This window comes from Acinetobacter sp. LoGeW2-3, from assembly GCF_002688565.1.
Lineage (GTDB): Bacteria > Pseudomonadota > Gammaproteobacteria > Pseudomonadales > Moraxellaceae > Acinetobacter.
Genome location: NZ_CP024011.1, coordinates 2,282,674 through 2,302,275 on the forward strand (window position 1 = coordinate 2,282,674; position 19,602 = coordinate 2,302,275).

The window sequence follows — 19,602 nt, forward strand, 5'->3', positions numbered from 1 at the left end:
AAAAAAAATTCATGGATTGATGAAATTTTATAGATAAATTTAACTTAAATTTTAAATATTTTAATAAAAAACAATCACATAAAATGTTGGCATGCTAATTGATATATATCTTATAGCAAGGAAATTTGTCCATGAAGAAGGATTCTCAGCCATGACAAATCAAGCAGCGATGCCACAGCTGACCAAATATATTCGGGTAACCGGTGACCGGAACGCAAAATTTGTAGAGTTCGATTTTGCCATTCACGATCCGACTTTATTTGTTGAGCTGGTACTGCCGCGCGATGCGTTTCAAAAATTCTGCGAGGTGAACCATGTCGTTGAAATGAATGAAGCGCAAAAAGCCAGAAATGATGCGGAAGAAGAAAAATGGCGCTACGGGACTGAAGCAACTTTAGTCGGTGCGCAGCGATATATCCCGGATCATGAAGATCCATTGAAATAGCTTAAGGAGATAGCCATGTCATTAGAAATTAAAACTTCCAGCATTGAACCGATACGCCAGAGTTATGCTTATATCGAACGCCGTTTTGGCAATAAGCCGGCAACTCGCTATCAGGAAGTGAGTTTTGATATTCAGGCGGAAACCAATTTTCATTACCGACCTTTATGGAAGCCGGAAAAAACTTTAAATGATAAAACCCATACTGCGCTGGTAATGCAAGATTGGTATGCATTTAAAGATCCACGCCAGTTTTACTACGGAACTTATGTGCAGCACCGTGCACGTTTACAAGATACCGCTGAAGCGAATTTTAGCTTTTTTGAAAAGCGTCGGTTGGCAGAACATATTTCTGAAGAAGTCAAAGCCAAAGTTATTGCCTTGTTTATTCCGTTCCGTCATATCGAACAGACTGCCAATCTGCATATGATGTCTGGCAGTGCTTATGGTTACGGCACAGTACTGACACAAGCCTGTATTTATGCCGCTATGGACCGATTAGGCATGGCACAGTACATCTCACGGATTGGACTTGCGCTGGATGGTGGCACAGGGGAGTCCTTAATTCCAGCCAAGCACGCCTGGATGCAGGATGAAGCTTGGCAAGGACTACGTAAGTTATGTGAGCAAAGCCTGACAGAACAGGATTATTTCAAACTGTTTTTATTGCAGAACCTAGTAATTGACAGCTTTATGTCAGAGCTGGTTTATACCCAGTTTGATCAATGGCTGGGAGAGCATCAGGCGCGTGATTTGGCGATGCTGACCGAATTTATGCAGGAAGCACTAGTAGATTTACGCAAATGGTCGGACAGTGTTTTTAAAACTGCTGCAACAGAATCTGTCCAAAACAAGCAATTACTCAGCCAGTGGCTAGCAGAATATCTGCCGGTAGTAAAAGCAGCATTTACGCCGTGGGCAGCACAGGTTTTACCATTAGATGCCATAGAAGTAGCAGAACAAAAACTGCTGGAACGCAGTAAAAAATTGGGCATTGAACTCGAACAAATTGAACAGGCTTAAGGAGAAGCAGCATGTCTAAAGTTTATCTCGCATTACAGGACAATGATACTTCACGCTACATCATCGAGGCGATTGAAGCAGACAATCCTGAAGCCAACATTCAATATCTACCGGCCATGATCCGAGTGGAAAGCGAAACAGATTTGATTGTCCGTGCAGAAACGGTTTCAGAGAAGCTGGGACAGGATTGGGATATTCAATCCCTTCAACTCAATATGATTACGCTGGGCGGCAATGTTGAAGAGGATGATGATACCTTCCGCCTGCATTGGAACTGAGCCCTAAATAAGAATTGCACCGCATAGAGGCCGTGCATCTGAAAAAGACATTAAGGACGACAAGAATGAACTCTAAAATCAATGCGATTGGCAAAAAGCTGAATGCCAAAGACCGTTACCGTGCACTGACCCGTGATCTGGACTGGGAGTTTTCTTACGCAGACCGTAAAGAAGCTTTTCCTTATGAAGAATTTGAGGGTATTAAAATTACAGACTGGTCCAAGTGGGAAGATCCATTCCGCTTAACCATGGATGCTTACTGGAAATATCAGGCGGAAAAAGAGAAAAAGCTATATGCCATTTTTGATGCTTTTGCACAGAACAATGGCCAGCTGAATGTGACCAATGAGCGCTATTTAAATGCCATTAAACTATTTTTAACTGCTGTAACACCTTTGGAATATCAGGCTTTCCAAGGCTATGCACATGTCGGACGCCAGTTCAGTGGGGTAGGTGCACGTATTGCATCACAGATGCAGTCGATTGATGAATTGCGTCATGTGCAGACCCAGATCCATGCCATGAGCCATTACAATAAATTCTTTGATGGTTTTCAGGACTGGTCACATATGCATGACCGTGTTTGGTACCTGTCTGTACCTAAATCCTTCTTCGAAGATGCACGTTCTGCAGGTCCGTTTGAATTTTTACTTTCAATCAGCTTTGCCTTTGAATATGTGTTGACGAATCTTTTGTTTGTGCCATTCATGTCCGGTGCTGCTCATAATGGCGATATGGCAACGGTGACTTTTGGCTTCAGCGCACAGTCTGATGAAGCTCGCCATATGACATTAGGTCTGGAAATTGTGAAATTCCTGCTGGAACAGCATGAAGATAATGTGCCGATTGTGCAGGAATGGATTGATAAATGGTTCTGGCGGGGTACACGCCTGCTGTCGATTGTCGGCATGATGATGGACTACATGTTGCCAAACAAAGTTATGTCGTGGAAAGAGGCCTGGGAAACCTATTTTGAAGAAGCCGGGGGCGCACTGTTCAAAGATTTGAGCCGTTACGGCATTCGCATGCCGAAATATTCGGAAGTGATTGAAAAAGAGAAAGAGCACGTTTCACATCAGGCCTGGTGGATTTTCTATAACTTTGGACATGCGGCAGGTTTCCATACCTGGATTCCAACCGATGAAGAAATGGATTGGTTATCTGAAAAATATCCGGACACATTCGATAAGTATTACCGTCCACGCTGGGAATTAGCGCGCAAGATGGAAGCCGAAGGTAAACGTTTTTACAGCGCCGGGCTGCCGCAATTGTGCCAGATCTGTCAGATTCCAATGACATTTACCGAAATGGATGGTGACCCAACTGCGTTCAGTTATCGCAGTAGTGTGTATAAAGGTGAGCGCTACCACACCTGTTCCGATGGCTGTCATGACATCTTCGAACGTGAACCAGAGAAATATATTCAGGCTTGGCTGCCAGTTAACCAAATTTTGCAAGGCAACTGTGGCGGACCTGATCTTGAAGTCATGCTACGGGAGTACTACCGCTTTAATGTCGGCGCTGACAATCTGGACATTGAAGGCTCGCCAGATCAGGAACGCTGGAAAAAATGGAAAGGCGTGGCTTAAGCAACGCCATAGATCAGGATTGTCTGTAGAGATTTGGGGCAATCCTTCTTACTCAAGGAATTTAGGAGTTTACTGTTATGCCTGTTAAAGCGATTAACGACCAATACCAATTTGAACCACGCGATCTGCAATTCCACTATGGCGACAATATGCTGATTTATGTGGGCTGGGATCAGCATACCTTGTTCTGTGCAGCGCATGCCCTAGTGGTATCGCCGAAGCAGAGCTTTCAAGATCTGATCGACCAACAACTTCAAGGTGGATTCCATCAGCATCCAGACTTCGTAAATATTGACTGGTCCAAGGTGCAGTATTTACTGGATGGTCAGGCCTTTACGCCTGTTTTGGATCAAACGTTAGAAAGCCAAAATATAGGTCATAAGTCTCTGTTGCGCTTTGCTACGCCAGGTCTAGACGGCTACCAACATAGTCATGTCTAAGGAGAGTGCTCATGAGTTATCAAGTAACAATTGAACCGGTGGGAATGACCATTGAAGTAGAAGAAGATCAAACTATTCTAGATGCGGCATTGCGTCAAGGCGTATGGCTGCCTTTTGCTTGTGGTCATGGCACTTGTGGTACTTGTAAAGTCCAAGTGACAGATGGTTTTTATGATGTGGGTGAGGCTTCACCTTTTGCTCTAATGGATATTGAGCGTGAGGAAAATAAAGTCTTAGCCTGCTGCTGCAAGCCTGAGTCTGATATGGTCATTGAAGCCGATGTGGATGAAAACGAAGACTTCCTTGGCTATCTGGTTCAAGACTACGATGCTGAAGTCTTAGAAATAAAAGATCTTTCTCCAACCATTAAAGGTATACGCCTGTCCATTGACCGCCCAATGCAGTTTCAGGCCGGGCAGTACATCAATGTCCAATTTCCGGGCATTGAAGGTACCCGAGCTTTTTCCATTGCCAATCCACCGAGTGAAGAAGGCATTGTTGAGCTGCATATACGCCAGGTTCCGGGCGGTGCAGCAACCACTTATGTACATGAGTCATTACAGCAGGGGGATAAGCTCGCAGTCTCTGGACCTTATGGACAATTCTTTGTGCGTAAATCAGATACACAGGATGCTATTTTTATTGCAGGCGGATCAGGTCTATCCAGTCCTCAATCCATGATTCAGGATTTATTGGAGCAGGGAGATACTCGCACCATCTACTTATTTCAAGGCGCACGTGATGTAGCCGAGCTGTATAACCGTGAGCTGTTTGAAACTTGGGTGAAGCAATATCCAAACTTCCGCTATATTCCAGCTTTAAATGCTCCGAAGGCAGAAGATGACTGGCAGGGCTTTACTGGTTTCGTGCATGAGGCAGTGGCTGATTATTTTGAAAATAAATGTGCAGGACATAAGGCTTATTTATGCGGCCCACCCCTGATGATTGATGCTGCGATTTCAACCTTAATGCAAAGTCGATTATTTGAGCGCGATATCCATACAGAACGTTTTTTAAGTGCAGCTGATGGTGCAGCTGATCAATCCAGATCAGCATTGTTTAAGCATATTTAATCTATTCAATTATTCTAATTTTTTGCTAGAGCAGCTGATACATCATTCTGTCTCACTGCCTTAGCTCACACTCACTCAAGGAAAAGAGTATGAACCATCAAGACATCGAAAATTTAGTTAAAAGAATTAATGTAGATACTGCCAATGGTCCTGTAGATCAGCGTGTTCAGCAGGTGGTAGTACGTTTAGTTTCAGATTTATTTAAGGCTATTGAAGACTTAGACTTGCAGCCTTCTGAAGTATGGAAAGGTCTGGAATATCTGACTGATGCCGGACAGGCCAATGAGTTAGGTCTATTGGCTGCCGGTATCGGGCTGGAGCATTTCCTGGATTTGCGTGCAGATGAAGCGGATGCAAAAGCAGGTGTCACTGGCGGCACACCGCGGACAATTGAAGGTCCACTTTATGTTGCCGGAGCACCTGAAAGTGTGGGTTTTGCACGCATGGATGATGGCACTGAGTCAGATCATGTTGATACATTAATTATCGAAGGTGTCGTAACAGATACTGAAGGCCAAATTCTGCCGAATGCAAAAGTTGAAATCTGGCATGCTAACAGCTTGGGGAATTACTCCTTTTTTGATAAATCCCAGTCAGATTTTAATTTGCGACGTACCATTTATACTGATGAAAATGGCCGTTATACCGCATTAACTACAATGCCAGTAGGTTATGGCTGTCCGCCAGATGGTACTACACAAGCTTTATTGAATAAGTTGGGACGTCATGGAAACCGACCGTCACATGTGCATTATTTTATTTCTGCACCTAGTTTCCGTAAATTAACTACCCAATTCAATATTGAAGGCGATCAGTACCTGTGGGATGATTTTGCCTTTGCGACACGTGATGGATTAGTTGCTACAGCAGTAGAGGTGAAAGAGCCTGCTGAAATTCAGCGCCGTGGCTTAGACAAACCATTTAAACATATTCAGTTTGATATCAAGTTAGTTAAAGAGGCTGCGCAAATACCATCTGCGGAAGTAGAACGCCGCCGTGCCAGTGCTTGAACTGAAGTAAATAAAAAAACAGCCAATAGGCTGTTTTTTTATTTGGACTATATTTTAAGACTGTATTTAAAAATGGTAACCCAGCGTTAGGCTGTATAGGCTAGGATCAATTTTTAAATTGCCTGCATATGCGCCGTCAATTTTGACATCGCTGTCGACTTTTACATAACGGTAGTCAAAACCAAGACTGAACTTTTTATTCACGAAATACTCAAAACCGGCATTTAATGCTACACCATGGGAATTGGATAGATCGACATCCGAACCATCTACTGTTTCAGTATCATAAAAATATACGTAGTTATAGCCAACGCCAAGATAAGGATTGAATGATCCATTCTTATTGAAATGGTATTGTAGACTTAACGTCGGTGGTAAATATTTGGTACTACCCAACTTTACACCGTCACCATAAAAATTATGCTGCGGCGGGACACCAGCCAATAAATCTACACTAATATGTTCATTCAAAAATATACCCATAGCTAAAGTCGGTCGGTAACTTTCACTGATGGACGTTTCTACACTATTGAATAACTGACCAGGATGATCATCAGCTTCAATTTTAGTGATGCCGAAGCGCAGATATTTATCATTTTCAAGCAGAGGGGCGGCATGTGCTGCCGCACTGACCGTTAAGCAAAGACTAAGACACAGCATTGTTTTTTTCATCGGGTTTATTCCTTTAAATATTCAATGTTCCAACTCTTTAGAACATAGGGAATATTGCAAGGCCCATACCACTTATATAAAGTTTTTAAAAACAAAAACTTATATTTAAATGACTTTTAGAAATTTCATTATTTAATTAAATATGAAGATTAAAATAATTTTTTTTCTAGAAATGATTAAAAATTTTAAAGAAGTTTTTGTGTTTTATCGGACATTTTCTCAGCGGGATATTTTTTACTTTAAGGGCTGCATTTGTAGGCATGGCGTAGTATCTTTCAAACAATTAGCACCACTGTAGATATGCTGGCATTTTTCTTGTTCCGTTTTCCACCGGCAGAGCCTTATATTACAGCATTATACTATTCCAAACCTCTCGAAAGTGTGGTGCATTTACGTTAAGATTCTGATGATCTGGGCCTGATTAAATACCTGTATCTATAATAATAAAAAAAGCCACGATATTCCGTGGCTTTTTGATTTTCTAAAACTAATCAGACTGAAATAAATTCTTTTACTGCCTGATTAAAGGCTTCTGGCTGTTCAACATTGGAAATATGCGAAGCATCTATTCCATATAGCTGGCTGTTCGCAATACGTTGCTGCATAAACTGGCCATCTGCAACGGTGGTCACCGAATCCTGCTGACCCGCAATAATCAGCACAGGCACGGTGATACTGTTTAATTGATCACGGACATCCGCTTTAGCCAGAGCTTCACAGCAGCTTGCATAGCCTTCTGGGCTGCCAGCTCCGAGGTCGTTTGAAAGCTCTGCTACGACTGCCGGGTTGCTCTGGATAAAGGGATTGGTAAACCAGCGTGATGCCGCAGTTGCGGCAATTGGTGCAAGGCCTTGCTCACGGACAAGCGCAGCACGATCTTGCCATGCCTGTTCCTGGCCAATTTTGGCTGCAGTATTGCAGACAATCACGTGGCTAAAACGTTCTGGCTTATGAATCGCTAACCATTGACCGGTTAAGCCACCCATAGAAATACCACAGAATGTAGCTTTTGCAATGTTCAAATGATCCAGTAGATTCACGACATCCTGACCCAGCTGCTCCAGGCTATATGGGCCTTGCGGCGCAGATGATGCACCATGACCACGGGTGTCATAGCAGATTACATAATAATCCTGCTGGAAATGTTCAATCTGTGGCTGCCACATGCTGTATTTGGTACCCAGTGAGTTGGAGAAAATCAGAGCAGGCTTACTAGCGTCACCAAAGGTCTGGTAATTAATCTGGGCATCATTCGATGTAAATGTTGGCATTAAAATTCCTCCCGGCCTCCCTTTCTTGCATTTGATTCAAAGCCGTACTTTGAATCTACATTCAGGGAGGGGTTCATATTTTTAATTGTGCATTACACATGTTCAATAATCAGCGCGATCCCTTGACCCACACCGATACACATAGAGCAGAGAGCATATTTACCACCGGTCTGTTCCAGCTGGTTCAAGGCAGTGGTCACCAGACGCCCCCCGGAAGCACCGAGTGGGTGGCCTATCGCAATGGCACCACCATTCGGGTTGACATGTGCGGCATCATCAGGAAGTCCAAGGTCACGGGTCACGGCCAGTGCCTGTGCCGCAAAGGCTTCATTCAGCTCAATCACATCCATCTGATCCAGCGTTAGCCCAGTCTGAGCCAGCAACTTTTTGATCGCCGGTGCCGGACCAAAGCCCATAATGCGTGGCTCAACACCGACAACTGTAGAGCCAATCACTTTGGCACGCGCTTTCAGGCCATATTCTGCAACTGCTTCATCGGATGCAATCAGGAGTGCAGCAGCACCATCATTGATGCCGGATGCATTGCCTGCCGTCACCGTACCATCTGCTTTGACGACTGGTTTTAACTTGGTTAAACCTTCTAGTGTTGTAGAAGCACGAGGATGTTCATCGGTATCAACAACCACAGGTTCGCCTTTACGCTGTGGAATAACTACCGGAATGATTTCATTTTGAAAGAAACCTTTGGCTTGTGCCGCTGCAGTACGTTGCTGGCTGGTCAGGGCAAACTTGTCCTGATCTTCACGGTTGATATTGAACTGTGCTGCCACATTTTCCGCAGTTTCTGGCATGGTTTCCACGCCATACAGTTCTTTCAGTTTTGGATTGATAAAGCGCCAACCCATGGTGGTGTCTTCAATCTTTTGTGTACGACCATAAGCCGTTTCGGCTTTACCCATGACAAAAGGGGCACGTGACATGGATTCCACACCGCCAGCCACAATCAGATTCGCCTCACCAGCTTTAATCGCACGAGCAGCAATGGCTAATGCATCCAGGGAGGATCCGCAGAGACGGTTAATCGTGGTTGCTGGCACTTGATAAGGTACACCAGCAAGCAATGCTGACATACGGCCCACGTTGCGGTTATCTTCACCGGCCTGGTTGGCACAGCCGTAGATAATGTCATCAACTTTTTCCCAGTTGATACTTGGGTTGCGTTCCATCAAGGCTTTAATTGGAATCGCACCCAGGTCATCGGCACGGACAGGTGCCAGACCGCCCGCATAGCGGCCAAATGGGGTACGAATGGCATCGATGATATATGCGTTTTTCATTTATTAAATTCCTTGTTCCTTTAAATCCCTCTAAATCCCCCTTTATAAAAGGGGGACTTTTCCTCTCTTTCTTGCGCTGAGTTTTAAAAGCGGTGCTTTAAAACTCGCTCAGGGAGGTTAGGAGGGATTATTAACCCTGTGTCGCATCAATTAGTGGTGCACCGGTCATAGACTGCAATTCTTCAAATGACAGGCCTTCAACTTTTTCAATGACTTTCATGCCTTCAGCAGTGACATCAATCACACATAGGTCGGTATAGATGCGGTCCACACATTTCAGGCCAGTGGCCGGATAAGTCAGTTCAGCCACAATCTTAGGTTCGCCTTTTTTGGTGACATGATCTGTTGTGATAAAGACTTTCTTGGCACCGACGGCCAGATCCATGGCTCCGCCGACGGCAGGAATTGCATCCGGTGCACCGGTATGCCAGTTGGCCAGATCACCATTGGCCGCGACCTGGAAAGCTCCGAGTACCGCAATGTCCAGGTGACCACCACGCATCATCGCGAAAGAGTCTCCATGGTGGAAGAAAGCACCACCGGTCAACATGGTCACGTATTCTTTCCCGGCATTGATCAGTTCAGGGTCTTCTTCACCTTTGGCTGGAGGGGGACCGAAAGCCAGCAAGCCATTTTCAGAATGCAGGAAAACATCCTTGTCTGCTGGCAGATAACTGGCAATCTTGGTCGGCAGGCCGATGCCGAGGTTGACATAGGCACCATCCGGAATGTCCTGGGCAACACGTTCAGCAATCTGGTCACGGGTCAGTTTGTTATAGCTCATCTTTTATCTCCTAATCCGTGATTACTGTGCAGGCTGTACTTGTACAACGTGTTGAACAAAAATACCCGGGGTAATGATGTGTTCAGGATCGAGTGCACCGAGTTCAACCACTTCGGATACTTGAGCAATGGTCACATCTGCCGCCATCGCCATAATTGGACCGAAGTTACGGGCAGATTTTCGATACACCAGATTGCCCCAACGGTCACCTTTAGAAGCCTTGATCAGTGCAAAATCTGCCTTGATTGGATTTTCTAAAACGTAATCTTTACCTTCGTAGTTCATAGTCTGTTTGCCTTCAGCCAGCAAAGTACCAAAACCAGTTGGTGTGTAGATTGGGCCTAGGCCCATACCCGCTGCCTGAATACGACAAGCCAGATTACCTTGCGGAACCAGTTCCAACTCGATCTTGCCCGCACGATACAGTTCGTCAAATACCCAGGAATCAGACTGACGTGGGAAAGAACAGATAATCTTACGTACTGCGCCAGCTTTAAGAAGCTTTGCCAGACCATAGTCCCCGTTACCGGCGTTATTATTGACAATGACGAGATCTTTAATACCCAGCTCAATTAAGCCATCAATCAGTTCAGCCGGCTGACCTGCTGTACCAAAACCGCCAATCATGATGGTTGAACCATCTTTAATTTGGGAAAGAGCTGCTCGTAATGATGCTGATTTATCAATCATAAAAATTACTCAAACAAATATAAATTTATATTTAAATCATTATTAATCATTATTAATCATTATCTTATTAATAGTGATTAGTAATGATTTAATTGAATTAGAGTAGGGGGAAAGAATGGATAGTGGAGACTACCCATTCTTGAAGAATGATTAAGCGCTTACGCGGCGACGCTCAATTTCAGTCGTAGGTGCAGTCTCTGTTTCTTTTACAAGTTCAACATTGAACTGAATGTGTTTGAATGGTTTGTCTACACCGCGACGAGCAATTTCAGCTTCATCGGTCACGTCAACAGCAGTTGCCACCAGACCATCACGTGTAGCGAATGCAAAATCGTCCCAAAGATATTCATCACCTTCAATATTAAATTGAGTTGTCAATTTTCGGTAACCTGGTGCAGATACGAAATAATGAACATGAGAAGGACGGTTACCGTGTCGGCCAAGTTTATTTAACACAAACTGGGTGGTCCCTTCTGGAGGGCAACCATAACCGACTGGCATAGTCGTTTGAGCGACATATTTACCATCTTGATCAGTAAAAATTGTGCGACGGAGGTTAAAGTCTGATTGAGACTTATCAAAGAAGGAATAATTCCCTAAGCTGTTGGCATGCCATACTTCAACTTTAGCACCTTCAATAATATTGCCTTCAGCATCCGTTACGGTACCTTCAATAAGTAAGGTATCGACTGTATCTGATTCTGATCCATCATCCATACGTGCGAAGCCTACAGACTCAGGTGCCCCAGCAACGTAAAGAGGGCCTTCGATGGTACGTGGTGTACCGCCAGTAATACCTGCTTTAGCATCCGCTTCATCCGCACGAAGGTCTAAGAAATGTTCTAAGCCTAAACCAGCAGCAAGAAGTCCAAGTTCATTGGCTTGGCCTGCATCTGTAAAATATTCAAGACCTTTCCAAACTTCTGATTGGGATAAGTCTAGATCTTCAATTGCTTTAAATAGATCTGAAACCAAACGAACAACAACTTGCTGTACACGCGCATCTACAGGTCCAGTTGCAGTGTCTACGTTCATTTTTTTAACTAAAGCATCGATTTCTTGATGGTTCATGCTACTTACTCCTTAAGTATTTTTTGTTAATTAGGACAATTTTTACTTTTGAAAAAAATCTTGTCCTGGTCCTTATTGCTAACTGTTTTTCGTGTTTATAAAATGATCTCAAAATTTTGAAATAAATTAAGTATCATCATCTCGAATTGAAGATGGATGACGATTTAATGCCATGACTTCAATCTTCATAAACGGATAAAGTGGCAAACCTTGTAAAAGGTTATGTAGCTCTTCATTACTTTCGACATCAAAAATACTGATATTCGAGTACTGCCCTGTAACTCGCCAGATATGACGCCATTTGCCTTGGCGTTGCAACTCTTGTGAATATGCTTTTTCAACAGCTTTAATTTCGTTGACTTGCGCTTCAGGCAAGTCACGAGGAATATTTACATCCATTCGTACATGAAACAGCATGTTCCACTCCTTAATCCGTTATGTGTCGCTTATATGCGGCGAAGGTTATCGATTTTGTCTTCATCCATTTCAATGCCGAGCCCTGTGCCTTGAGGCAGGTGTAATGCAAAGTCATGGTATTGCAATGGTGTTTTCAGAATTTCTTCAGTGAGCAGTAATGGGCCAAAAAGTTCGGTACCAAATGCCAGATTTTCAAAGGTCGAGAACAGGTGAGCAGAAGCAATCGTTCCTACAGAACCTTCTAGCATGGTGCCACCATACAGGTCGATTCCTGCAAGGTTAGCCACAGTGGCTACATCACGGCCTTCAAGCAAACCACCAGATTGCGCCACTTTCACTGCAAATACCGATGCTGCATTGGTACGCGCCAGCTTATAAGCACTACTTGGCCCCATTAGTGATTCATCGGCCATGATGGCAATATCAAAGCGACGAGTCAGACGCTCCATGGCATCAATATTGTCAATCGCACATGGCTGTTCAATCAGATCGACACCACCGTCTTGTAGCAGGGTAATGCCTTTAATAGCATCCAGTTCTGACCAGGCACGGTTCACATCAACACGGATAGATACTTTATCGCCAAGGGCTTTTTTAATCGCCAGTACATGTTCAACATCGGCTTCAACCGCACGGGAACCAATTTTTAGCTTGAAGAAGTTATGGCGTTTCGCTGCCAGCATTTTCTGTGCTTCTGCGATATCTTTTTCTGTATCCCCAGAGGCCAGTACCCAAAGCACTGGAACACTATCACGCAAACGGCCACCGAGCAGTTCAGATAAAGGCAAACCTAGACGCTGTGCCTGAATATCTAGCAGGGCTGTTTGAATAGCACATTTTGCAAAACGGTTACCATTGATGTTCTTTTTTAGAACTTGCATGGTTTGTGCAATATTCTGTTTATTCAGCGACTTCAGTAGTGGGCTAAAATAAGTATCAATATTGGTTTTGATACTTTCTGGGCTTTCTTCACCATAGCCCAGGCCACCGATTGTGGTTGCTTCACCCCAGCCAATCAACCCGTCCTGAGTTTCAATTTTGATCAGCACCAATGTCTGGGTCTGCATTGTCGCTACTGCCATTTTATGAGGGCGGATGGTTGGGATATCGATAAGCAACGTTTCTATTGATCTGAACATATCGCTATATAATCCATTATTCGATATTACATACCATATTTGAATTTATTTTGCGAAAATAGGCTATAAATAGTATTTTAATATACTTAAAAGGTATTTAATGGGGCGATTCAATGGAACTGAAAACTTTAAAATATTTTGTAGCAGTAGTAGAAGAAAAAAGTATAACTAAAGCTGCCTCGAAATTGTGTATGGCACAACCTCCTTTAACTCGTCAAATTAAAAATTTAGAGGCTGAACTAGGGGTAACGTTATTTGAACGAGGAATACGTCCAGTAAAAACAACAGAAGTAGGACAATATTTTTATCAGTATGCTGTTCAAATATTAACCTTGTCTGCACATGCTAAATCAATGGTAAATAGATATAAAGTAACCGATAAAACAGTACGAATAGGATATGTAAGCTCTTTATTTTACTGGAAATTACCAGAATTAATTGATTATCTAAGAAGCCACATTGATGGTATTAAAGTTGAGTTGGTTGAGTGTGGAACAAGAGATCAAGTTGAAGCTTTAAAACTTGGAAAAATTGATATGGGATTTGGAAGACTAGGAATTAGTGATCCTTCAATAAAAAGAAAAATTCTAGAACATGAAAAGCTTTTACTTGCAGTACATAATGATCATGCACTAGGCCATTATCATAATGAAGGCATTTATTTATCACAAATATTAAATGAAATCATATATATGTACCCCAATACGCCTAAACCAAATTTTTCAACTTTTATTCAAAATATTTTCTCCGAATTAGATCTAATACCACAAAATTTGACTGAAGTAAGGGAAATTCATATGGCACTCGGATTGGTTTCATCAGGAGAGGGAGTATGTATTATTCCAAAAAGTGCAAGCGCGATTGGTATAAAAAACTTAAAGTTTCTTCCCATCCTAGATGAGGAAGCATATAGCCCAATCACATTGGCTTATCGAAGTATAGATAATAATGAATATATTCAGCAGATTTTAGAATACATGAGTGATTTTTAGAAATATTTGAAATTGTATTTCTACTATTTAATAAACTCTATGAAGGAGCTGTTGATATTTCATAATGGTAACTAGTCAATTGATAATCTAAATTTTATAAAATCTTAAGCTTTGTTATGAAACTAGGAAGGAAGAGTATTTAATCTTCCACTTTATATTTAAGCAATGATGATAAAATTCCTATAATGTTGATTTTATTTATTAAATTTAGTGGATATTCAAAAATTACACTTTTATGAAACGCCTCCCTTAAGCGATCCCCCAGAATTCATGCTAAAAAAATGTAGGTTTGAAGCATGGATCTAAAGAGTTTAAGAAATTGAGCTCGCAGCGTATTACATTTTTTGGCACGATTTCCTAAGTTATCCAAGGATTTCATGCTTAAAAATGTAATATTTTTCTTGTAGAAAAGCTGTTTTGAGAGGACTTGCTGTATTTAATTACTAAATTTTAGATTGAATAGCCACCGATTTTGTAGACACCTTTTAGTTAGATATGGACTGCCACCACTCTCCTAGACAAATTTCGTCTATTCTTTTTGCATAGGAGAGAACATTATGAGTGGACAACGATACACCCCAGAATTTAAAGATGAAGCTGTTAAATTGATTACTGAACGTGGATATTCTGTCACCGATGTGGCAGAACGTTTAGGTGTATCACAGCACAGCATTTATAAATGGCTAAAGGCCGTACAGCCTTTACGCAACAACCCTGATGAACATGAACTACTCGAAGCAAAGAAAGAAATCCTTCGCCTTAAAAGTCAGCTCAAACAAACTGAAGAGGAACGGGATATTCTAAAAAAGGCCGCAAGGTACTTTGCAAGCCTGCCCGAGTAAAGTATCAGTTTATCCTGGAATACAGCCATCAATTTAAGATTAAAACGATGTGTCGGGTTCTTAAGATTGCTCGTGCTGGCTACTATGCTTGGTTGCATGAACCCGAATCAGGCAGGACTATTGAAGATAAGCGGTTATTACAGCTCATCCGTTCTTCTTATGATGCCAGTTATGGCATCTACGGTTATCGTCGCATTACGCTGGATCTTAAAGAGCTAGGTGAAAGCTGTGGACCTAATCGTGTGCTGAAGATCATGAAGCACAATGGTATTGCCGCTGTTCGAGGATATAAGAAGCATAAAAGCTATGGTCGTGGTCGTCCTCAGATTGTGCCACCTAACCATTTAAATCGAGAATTTGTTGTAAACACACCGGATACCTCTTGGGTGACTGATATTACCTACATCCGCACCTGGCAAGGCTGGTTATATCTGGCTGTGGTTCTCGATTTATATTCGAGAAAAGTCATCGGTTGGTCAATGAAACCTACGCTTGCCAAGGATATCGTTTTGGATGCACTTTTAATGGCGGTATGGCGACGCAGACCCAATGAACCTGTGATCATACACTCAGACCAAGGCTCACAATACAGTAGCGGAGACTGGCAGAAATTCTGTCAGAAGCATAATTTAGTTCCGAGTATGAGTCGTCGTGGAAACTGTTGGGACAATGCTGTTGCTGAATCCTTTTTTAGCAGCTTGAAGAAGGAAAGAATTAAAAAGAGGATCTATAAAACACGAGAAATGGCTCGTGCAGATGTATTTGATTACATCGAGATGTTTTACAATCGAATCAGGCGTCATTCGCATCTCGATGGGATGAGTCCGGAAGCCTTTGAGGCAGCTTCAAAATGAGGCCGTCTCGTGTCTAGGATACTGGGAGCAGTCCAATAAAATGGCTAATTAACGAGGTGCTTATGAGCAGTAAACGATACCCTGAAGAATTCAAAATTGAAGCAGTAAAACAAGTCACTGAGAAAGGTCATAGTGTGGCTGAAGTTGCTACACGTTTAGGAACCACTACACATAGTCTGTATGCTTGGATCAAACGTTATGATCCACAGCAGCCCAAGACAACAGAATCTAGTGATCCAACTACAGAATTAGCGAAATTAAAAAAAGAGCTGCAAAGGGTCACTGAAGAAAGGGACATATTAAAAAAGGCCGCGGTGTACTTCGCAAGCCAGTCCAAATGAGGTACGCCTTTATTCGGGACAACCAACATATATGGTCTGTTCGTCGTTTATGTTCAACGTTAGATGTTCATCACAGTGGTTATTACGCCTGGTTAAAGAAACCTACCAGTATAACTGCGAGGAAGCGGCAACAGCTTTCAGGATTAATTAAACAGTTCTGGTTGGAATCTGGCGGAGTCTACGGTTATCGCAAGATTCATTGTGATTTGAAAGACGTTGGCGAAAGTTGCGGTATCAATCGAGTACATCGACTCATGAAGGCGAATGGTCTCAAGTCACAGCGTGGCTATCGCAAACCTAGAGCTAATGTTAGTACTCCATCGATTGTGGCTCGAAATACTTTAGACAGACAGTTTAACCCCACCCAGCCCAACCAGTTGTGGGTGACTGACATCACTTATATTCGCACTCATGAAGGATGGCTGTATCTTGCAGTAGTAATCGACCTATTCTCACGGCTAGTCGTTGGCTGGTCTATGAAGTCGAGAATCACAACAGATCTGGTTTTAGATGCTCTACTGATGGCTTTGTGGCGAAGAAGCCCAAAGAACAAAGTCCTGATTCATTCTGATCAAGGTAGCCAATACACCAGTCATGAATGGCAGACATTTCTCAAGCATCACAACCTTGAAAGCAGTATGAGCCGGCGTGGAAACTGCCATGATAATGCTGTTGCTGAGAGCTTCTTTCAGCTGTTAAAGCGAGAGAGGATCAAGAAGAAAACCTATGTGACAAGAACTGAAGCAAGGTCGGATATCTTTGAATATATAGAGATGTTCTATAACTCAAAACGCAGACATGGTTCCAATGGTCAGCGTTCTCCATTAGATTATGAAAAGGCCCATCAAAAGATGGTTATGTGTGTCTAGAATTTTGGTGGCTATTCAGATGCTAGTAAAGGATATAATTTAATTGTAAATTAAATTATAATTAAGAGAATTGTAATATTTAAAATTATGAATTAAAAAATGGTAAATATGGAAGAAATTTTTTTACAAATTAAAAATATGGAAGAAAGTCAAGTTTTTACTATTAATGATCTTAATTATTCTTGTTCTAAAAGTAATTTATATAAAATCTTAAGAAAACTGAAGAAAGATAATATTATTAATTTAGCATTTAAGGGTATTTACTATAAGGTATATATTTCTGATTTTTTAAATAAACCAATACCTCCTAATATTATGGATGTGGTAAGGAAGATAGTAGAAAAAAATGGAGAAATAATACAATATCATGGTGCCGATATTGCAAATAAATTTCGAATAAGTACACAAATGCCATTAACTTATGTATTTCTAACAAGTGGATATTCAAGACAAATAATAATATGTGGAGGAGTAGTGAAATTTATACATACAAGTAATAAGAAAATTTTACAGTATTCTATGCAGCCTTTAGGTAAAGCTATCTCCTGTTTATATTATCTGGGAGAAGATATTGTTAATGATGAAATCATTTCAAAAATTAAGATTAGTATTGGGGAGAAAGATTTTGAACATTTAAGAAAATTAAATTTAGAAAAATGGATAAATGAAAAGTTGGAAAATTATGAAAATAGTTAATATACTAAGGTTATATTTATTTATCTTTGATACCTTTTATAGAAAGATAATAATTAAATCTTACAGGGTAAGTAGATTTTTTAATTTTTATACTGTAGTGAACGAATCTAAAGCTAAACTGTGTAATATCTGAAACAAAGTGAAGTTAAGGGTGGAAAAAAGTATAACTTTTATGTTTATTAACTGATATAAAAGCTTAGTAAATCTGTGTCAAAAGTGTGCTGAAAATTTTTTTCAAAATTTTAAAATGTAAATGAAGTGATTTAACTTATTGTAAAAGAATAAAGGTATAGGTTTAAATCATTAAATATTTTTATTTATTATTTTGGTTTTATGTGGTTGTTGGTAAATTACATATAAAATAAGGTTGTTAATAAAAAATATAATTTATGAATTATATTTATGTTGTTAATTTAAGATTTTATGTGATTTAAAATATAGTCGTTGGTTTAAATTTAAATAATGCTTATTTGGTGAATAATAATAGGTGCTTATAATAATCTCATAAATTTTGCTAAATTTTATGACGTAACACTGCTCGATATTTGATCTGTTTATGACGTAACAAAACTTTTTTCTCAATTTTATGACGTAACAAAGATTACTTTTTATACAGTTTATGACGTAACACCGATTAAAATTTAACCTGTTTATGACGTAACAAAAAAAATGTAGAAAAATTTTTCGGTGAGTAACAGTAGTCTTGGTTATTATTTAATCAATAATGTTTCGACTACAGCTTAGATATGTGAATTGCCTAATCAGTACACGAGTTGTGACGAAATTGGAGTGATCTGGAATCAAAGTGTAAAGGTTAGTCTTGCTATTAGATAATATATTATTTAAAATTTTATATAAATAAAATTTATAGTTAAAAATTGTTTTTTATTAGTATAAAAATATAATTAAAAATTTTATTATTTATAATTTTAACTAATGAGATAAATAAAATTTGAGAGTTTTGGTAATGTATTTTTTTTATTTTTCCTCTTTTGGTTAATGTGTATATCTATAGTTAGAACAATAATTTAAATAAATAAAATACTGTATAAAATTCAATGGAAAATGTTTTTTAAATTAAAAATTTCATAAGTAAATAAGTAAAGATGCGACACCACGTCGCATCATTATAAAGAGTGAAGATATAGGTAGGTGAATGATCCTATAAAAAATAAAAACAAAACATAGTGAAGCAGTATACTAACTTTACCTGATAAAAAAGGAAAAATTTTCTGACCAAGCCATCATTCAATACATTTTAAATCTATTTTTTTTATTAGAATAAAAAGCATGTGACTTGGTGTGGAACTTTGATTTTATTTATTTTTAATAATCTTAATTATATTTTATCTATAAAACTAATATTTTTAAATCATGAATAATTGTTCATAAATAAAGTCTGGTAATTCTTGAAATGGTGGGTTAATGATTTCTTGCTTTGTTGATTCCTTTAGATTTCATCAAATAATCTGCCAATACAAATTAAGATTGCGCTATAGTTGGTGTGATAGCTATTAATCTATAGGTATTTATTTAATTCGAAACCATTTTGAATGTTTAGTTCATTAATTGATTAAAGTCTATCTTTTTTGCTTGTATATTAATGAAAATTTGGTTTTTAATATTTAATTCCTGAATTAATAAACTTAAAATTTAAACTGATTTTCTAATATTTTATTCGTATTATGATTTTAGAGATTAAAAAATACAAAAGATAGAAAAAAGAATCGATTAAAATTTTAGTAATTGTAGTTTTTTATAATTTAATTTAAATTTCGATGGATCTACAGTTATTTATTAATATTTTAAGA

The 19,602-nt window shown here is 40.1% G+C and carries 19 protein-coding genes; 11 read left to right on the top strand and 8 right to left on the bottom strand.

What is annotated here, in order from left to right; genetic code table 11:
• Positions 1–151 precede the first annotated feature (151 nt).
• The 7 genes from BS636_RS11090 (at position 152) to catA (BS636_RS11120) (ending at position 5,855) form a co-directional block, all read left to right on the top strand.
• Positions 152–445 (top strand): phenol hydroxylase subunit, encoded by a 294-nt coding sequence (locus tag BS636_RS11090; RefSeq protein ID WP_416202896.1) that lies wholly within the window; start codon positions 152–154, stop codon positions 443–445.
• 15 nt (positions 446–460) lie between these two features.
• Positions 461–1,465, top strand: a complete 1,005-nt coding sequence (locus BS636_RS11095; protein ID WP_099338817.1) for an aromatic/alkene monooxygenase hydroxylase subunit beta — start codon at positions 461–463, stop codon at positions 1,463–1,465.
• Positions 1,466–1,476: 11 nt separating this feature from the next.
• Positions 1,477–1,743 (top strand): MmoB/DmpM family protein, encoded by a 267-nt coding sequence (locus tag BS636_RS11100; RefSeq protein ID WP_099338818.1) that lies wholly within the window; start codon positions 1,477–1,479, stop codon positions 1,741–1,743.
• A 65-nt stretch (positions 1,744–1,808) separates the two neighbouring features.
• Positions 1,809–3,332, top strand: coding sequence for an aromatic/alkene/methane monooxygenase hydroxylase/oxygenase subunit alpha (locus tag BS636_RS11105; protein WP_099338819.1), 1,524 nt, complete (start codon positions 1,809–1,811; stop codon positions 3,330–3,332).
• 77 nt (positions 3,333–3,409) lie between these two features.
• Positions 3,410–3,772, top strand: coding sequence for a phenol hydroxylase subunit P4 (locus BS636_RS11110; RefSeq protein ID WP_099338820.1), 363 nt, complete (start codon positions 3,410–3,412; stop codon positions 3,770–3,772).
• An 11-nt stretch (positions 3,773–3,783) separates the two neighbouring features.
• Positions 3,784–4,845, top strand: coding sequence for an NADH:ubiquinone reductase (Na(+)-transporting) subunit F (locus BS636_RS11115; protein WP_099338821.1), 1,062 nt, complete (start codon positions 3,784–3,786; stop codon positions 4,843–4,845).
• A gap of 89 nt (positions 4,846–4,934) precedes the next feature.
• Positions 4,935–5,855 (top strand): catechol 1,2-dioxygenase, encoded by a 921-nt coding sequence (gene catA, locus BS636_RS11120; protein ID WP_099338822.1) that lies wholly within the window; start codon positions 4,935–4,937, stop codon positions 5,853–5,855.
• 66 nt (positions 5,856–5,921) lie between these two features.
• Here the strand turns inward: catA (BS636_RS11120) and BS636_RS11125 are convergent, their stop codons facing one another.
• The 8 genes from BS636_RS11125 to BS636_RS11160 all read right to left on the bottom strand — a co-directional run bounded on the left by BS636_RS11125 (position 5,922) and on the right by BS636_RS11160 (position 13,197).
• Positions 5,922–6,515 carry an OmpW/AlkL family protein gene (locus tag BS636_RS11125; protein ID WP_171266015.1) on the bottom strand — a complete coding sequence of 198 codons (594 nt, stop codon included), beginning with the start codon at positions 6,513–6,515 and terminating at the stop codon, positions 5,922–5,924.
• 503 nt (positions 6,516–7,018) lie between these two features.
• The gene (gene pcaD, locus BS636_RS11130) at positions 7,019–7,798 is read right to left on the bottom strand and encodes a 3-oxoadipate enol-lactonase (RefSeq protein ID WP_099338824.1); all 780 of its coding nucleotides are present in this window, start codon (positions 7,796–7,798) and stop codon (positions 7,019–7,021) included.
• 92 nt (positions 7,799–7,890) lie between these two features.
• A complete protein-coding gene (gene pcaF / locus BS636_RS11135) occupies positions 7,891–9,096 on the bottom strand; it encodes a 3-oxoadipyl-CoA thiolase (protein ID WP_099338825.1) in 1,206 nt (401 codons plus the stop codon).
• A gap of 130 nt (positions 9,097–9,226) precedes the next feature.
• A complete protein-coding gene (locus tag BS636_RS11140; RefSeq protein ID WP_099338826.1) occupies positions 9,227–9,880 on the bottom strand; it encodes a 3-oxoacid CoA-transferase subunit B in 654 nt (217 codons plus the stop codon).
• A gap of 21 nt (positions 9,881–9,901) precedes the next feature.
• Positions 9,902–10,570: a 3-oxoacid CoA-transferase subunit A gene (locus BS636_RS11145; RefSeq protein ID WP_099338827.1), complete on the bottom strand. Its 669-nt coding sequence runs from the start codon at positions 10,568–10,570 to the stop codon at positions 9,902–9,904.
• A 150-nt stretch (positions 10,571–10,720) separates the two neighbouring features.
• A complete protein-coding gene (gene catA / locus BS636_RS11150) occupies positions 10,721–11,641 on the bottom strand; it encodes a catechol 1,2-dioxygenase (RefSeq protein ID WP_099338828.1) in 921 nt (306 codons plus the stop codon).
• A 126-nt stretch (positions 11,642–11,767) separates the two neighbouring features.
• Positions 11,768–12,058 (bottom strand): muconolactone Delta-isomerase, encoded by a 291-nt coding sequence (gene catC / locus BS636_RS11155; RefSeq protein ID WP_099338829.1) that lies wholly within the window; start codon positions 12,056–12,058, stop codon positions 11,768–11,770.
• Between the two features lie 29 nt (positions 12,059–12,087).
• Positions 12,088–13,197 (bottom strand): muconate/chloromuconate family cycloisomerase, encoded by a 1,110-nt coding sequence (locus BS636_RS11160; protein ID WP_099338830.1) that lies wholly within the window; start codon positions 13,195–13,197, stop codon positions 12,088–12,090.
• A gap of 113 nt (positions 13,198–13,310) precedes the next feature.
• Here BS636_RS11160 and BS636_RS11165 point away from each other — a divergent pair, with 113 nt between their 5' ends.
• The 4 genes from BS636_RS11165 (at position 13,311) to BS636_RS11180 (ending at position 17,791) form a co-directional block, all read left to right on the top strand.
• Complete coding sequence (locus BS636_RS11165; RefSeq protein WP_099338831.1) at positions 13,311–14,189, top strand: LysR family transcriptional regulator; 879 nt, start codon at positions 13,311–13,313, stop codon at positions 14,187–14,189.
• A gap of 557 nt (positions 14,190–14,746) precedes the next feature.
• Positions 14,747–15,885 (top strand): IS3 family transposase gene (locus BS636_RS11170; RefSeq protein WP_099337213.1). Its coding sequence is split into 2 segments (ribosomal slippage): positions 14,747–15,005 and positions 15,005–15,885, totalling 1,140 coding nucleotides; the frame shifts between segments, so codons are not numbered across the junction.
• A 62-nt stretch (positions 15,886–15,947) separates the two neighbouring features.
• Positions 15,948–17,095, top strand: a protein-coding gene (locus BS636_RS11175) for an IS3 family transposase (RefSeq protein WP_099338832.1) whose coding sequence is annotated in 2 segments (ribosomal slippage) — positions 15,948–16,194 and positions 16,194–17,095 — 1,149 coding nt in all. Because the reading frame shifts where the segments join, the coding sequence is not laid out codon by codon here.
• A 99-nt stretch (positions 17,096–17,194) separates the two neighbouring features.
• Entirely contained in the window at positions 17,195–17,791 is a 597-nt protein-coding gene (locus BS636_RS11180; RefSeq protein ID WP_099338833.1) for a DUF6088 family protein, read from the top strand.
• The last annotated feature ends 1,811 nt before the right edge of the window (positions 17,792–19,602 follow it).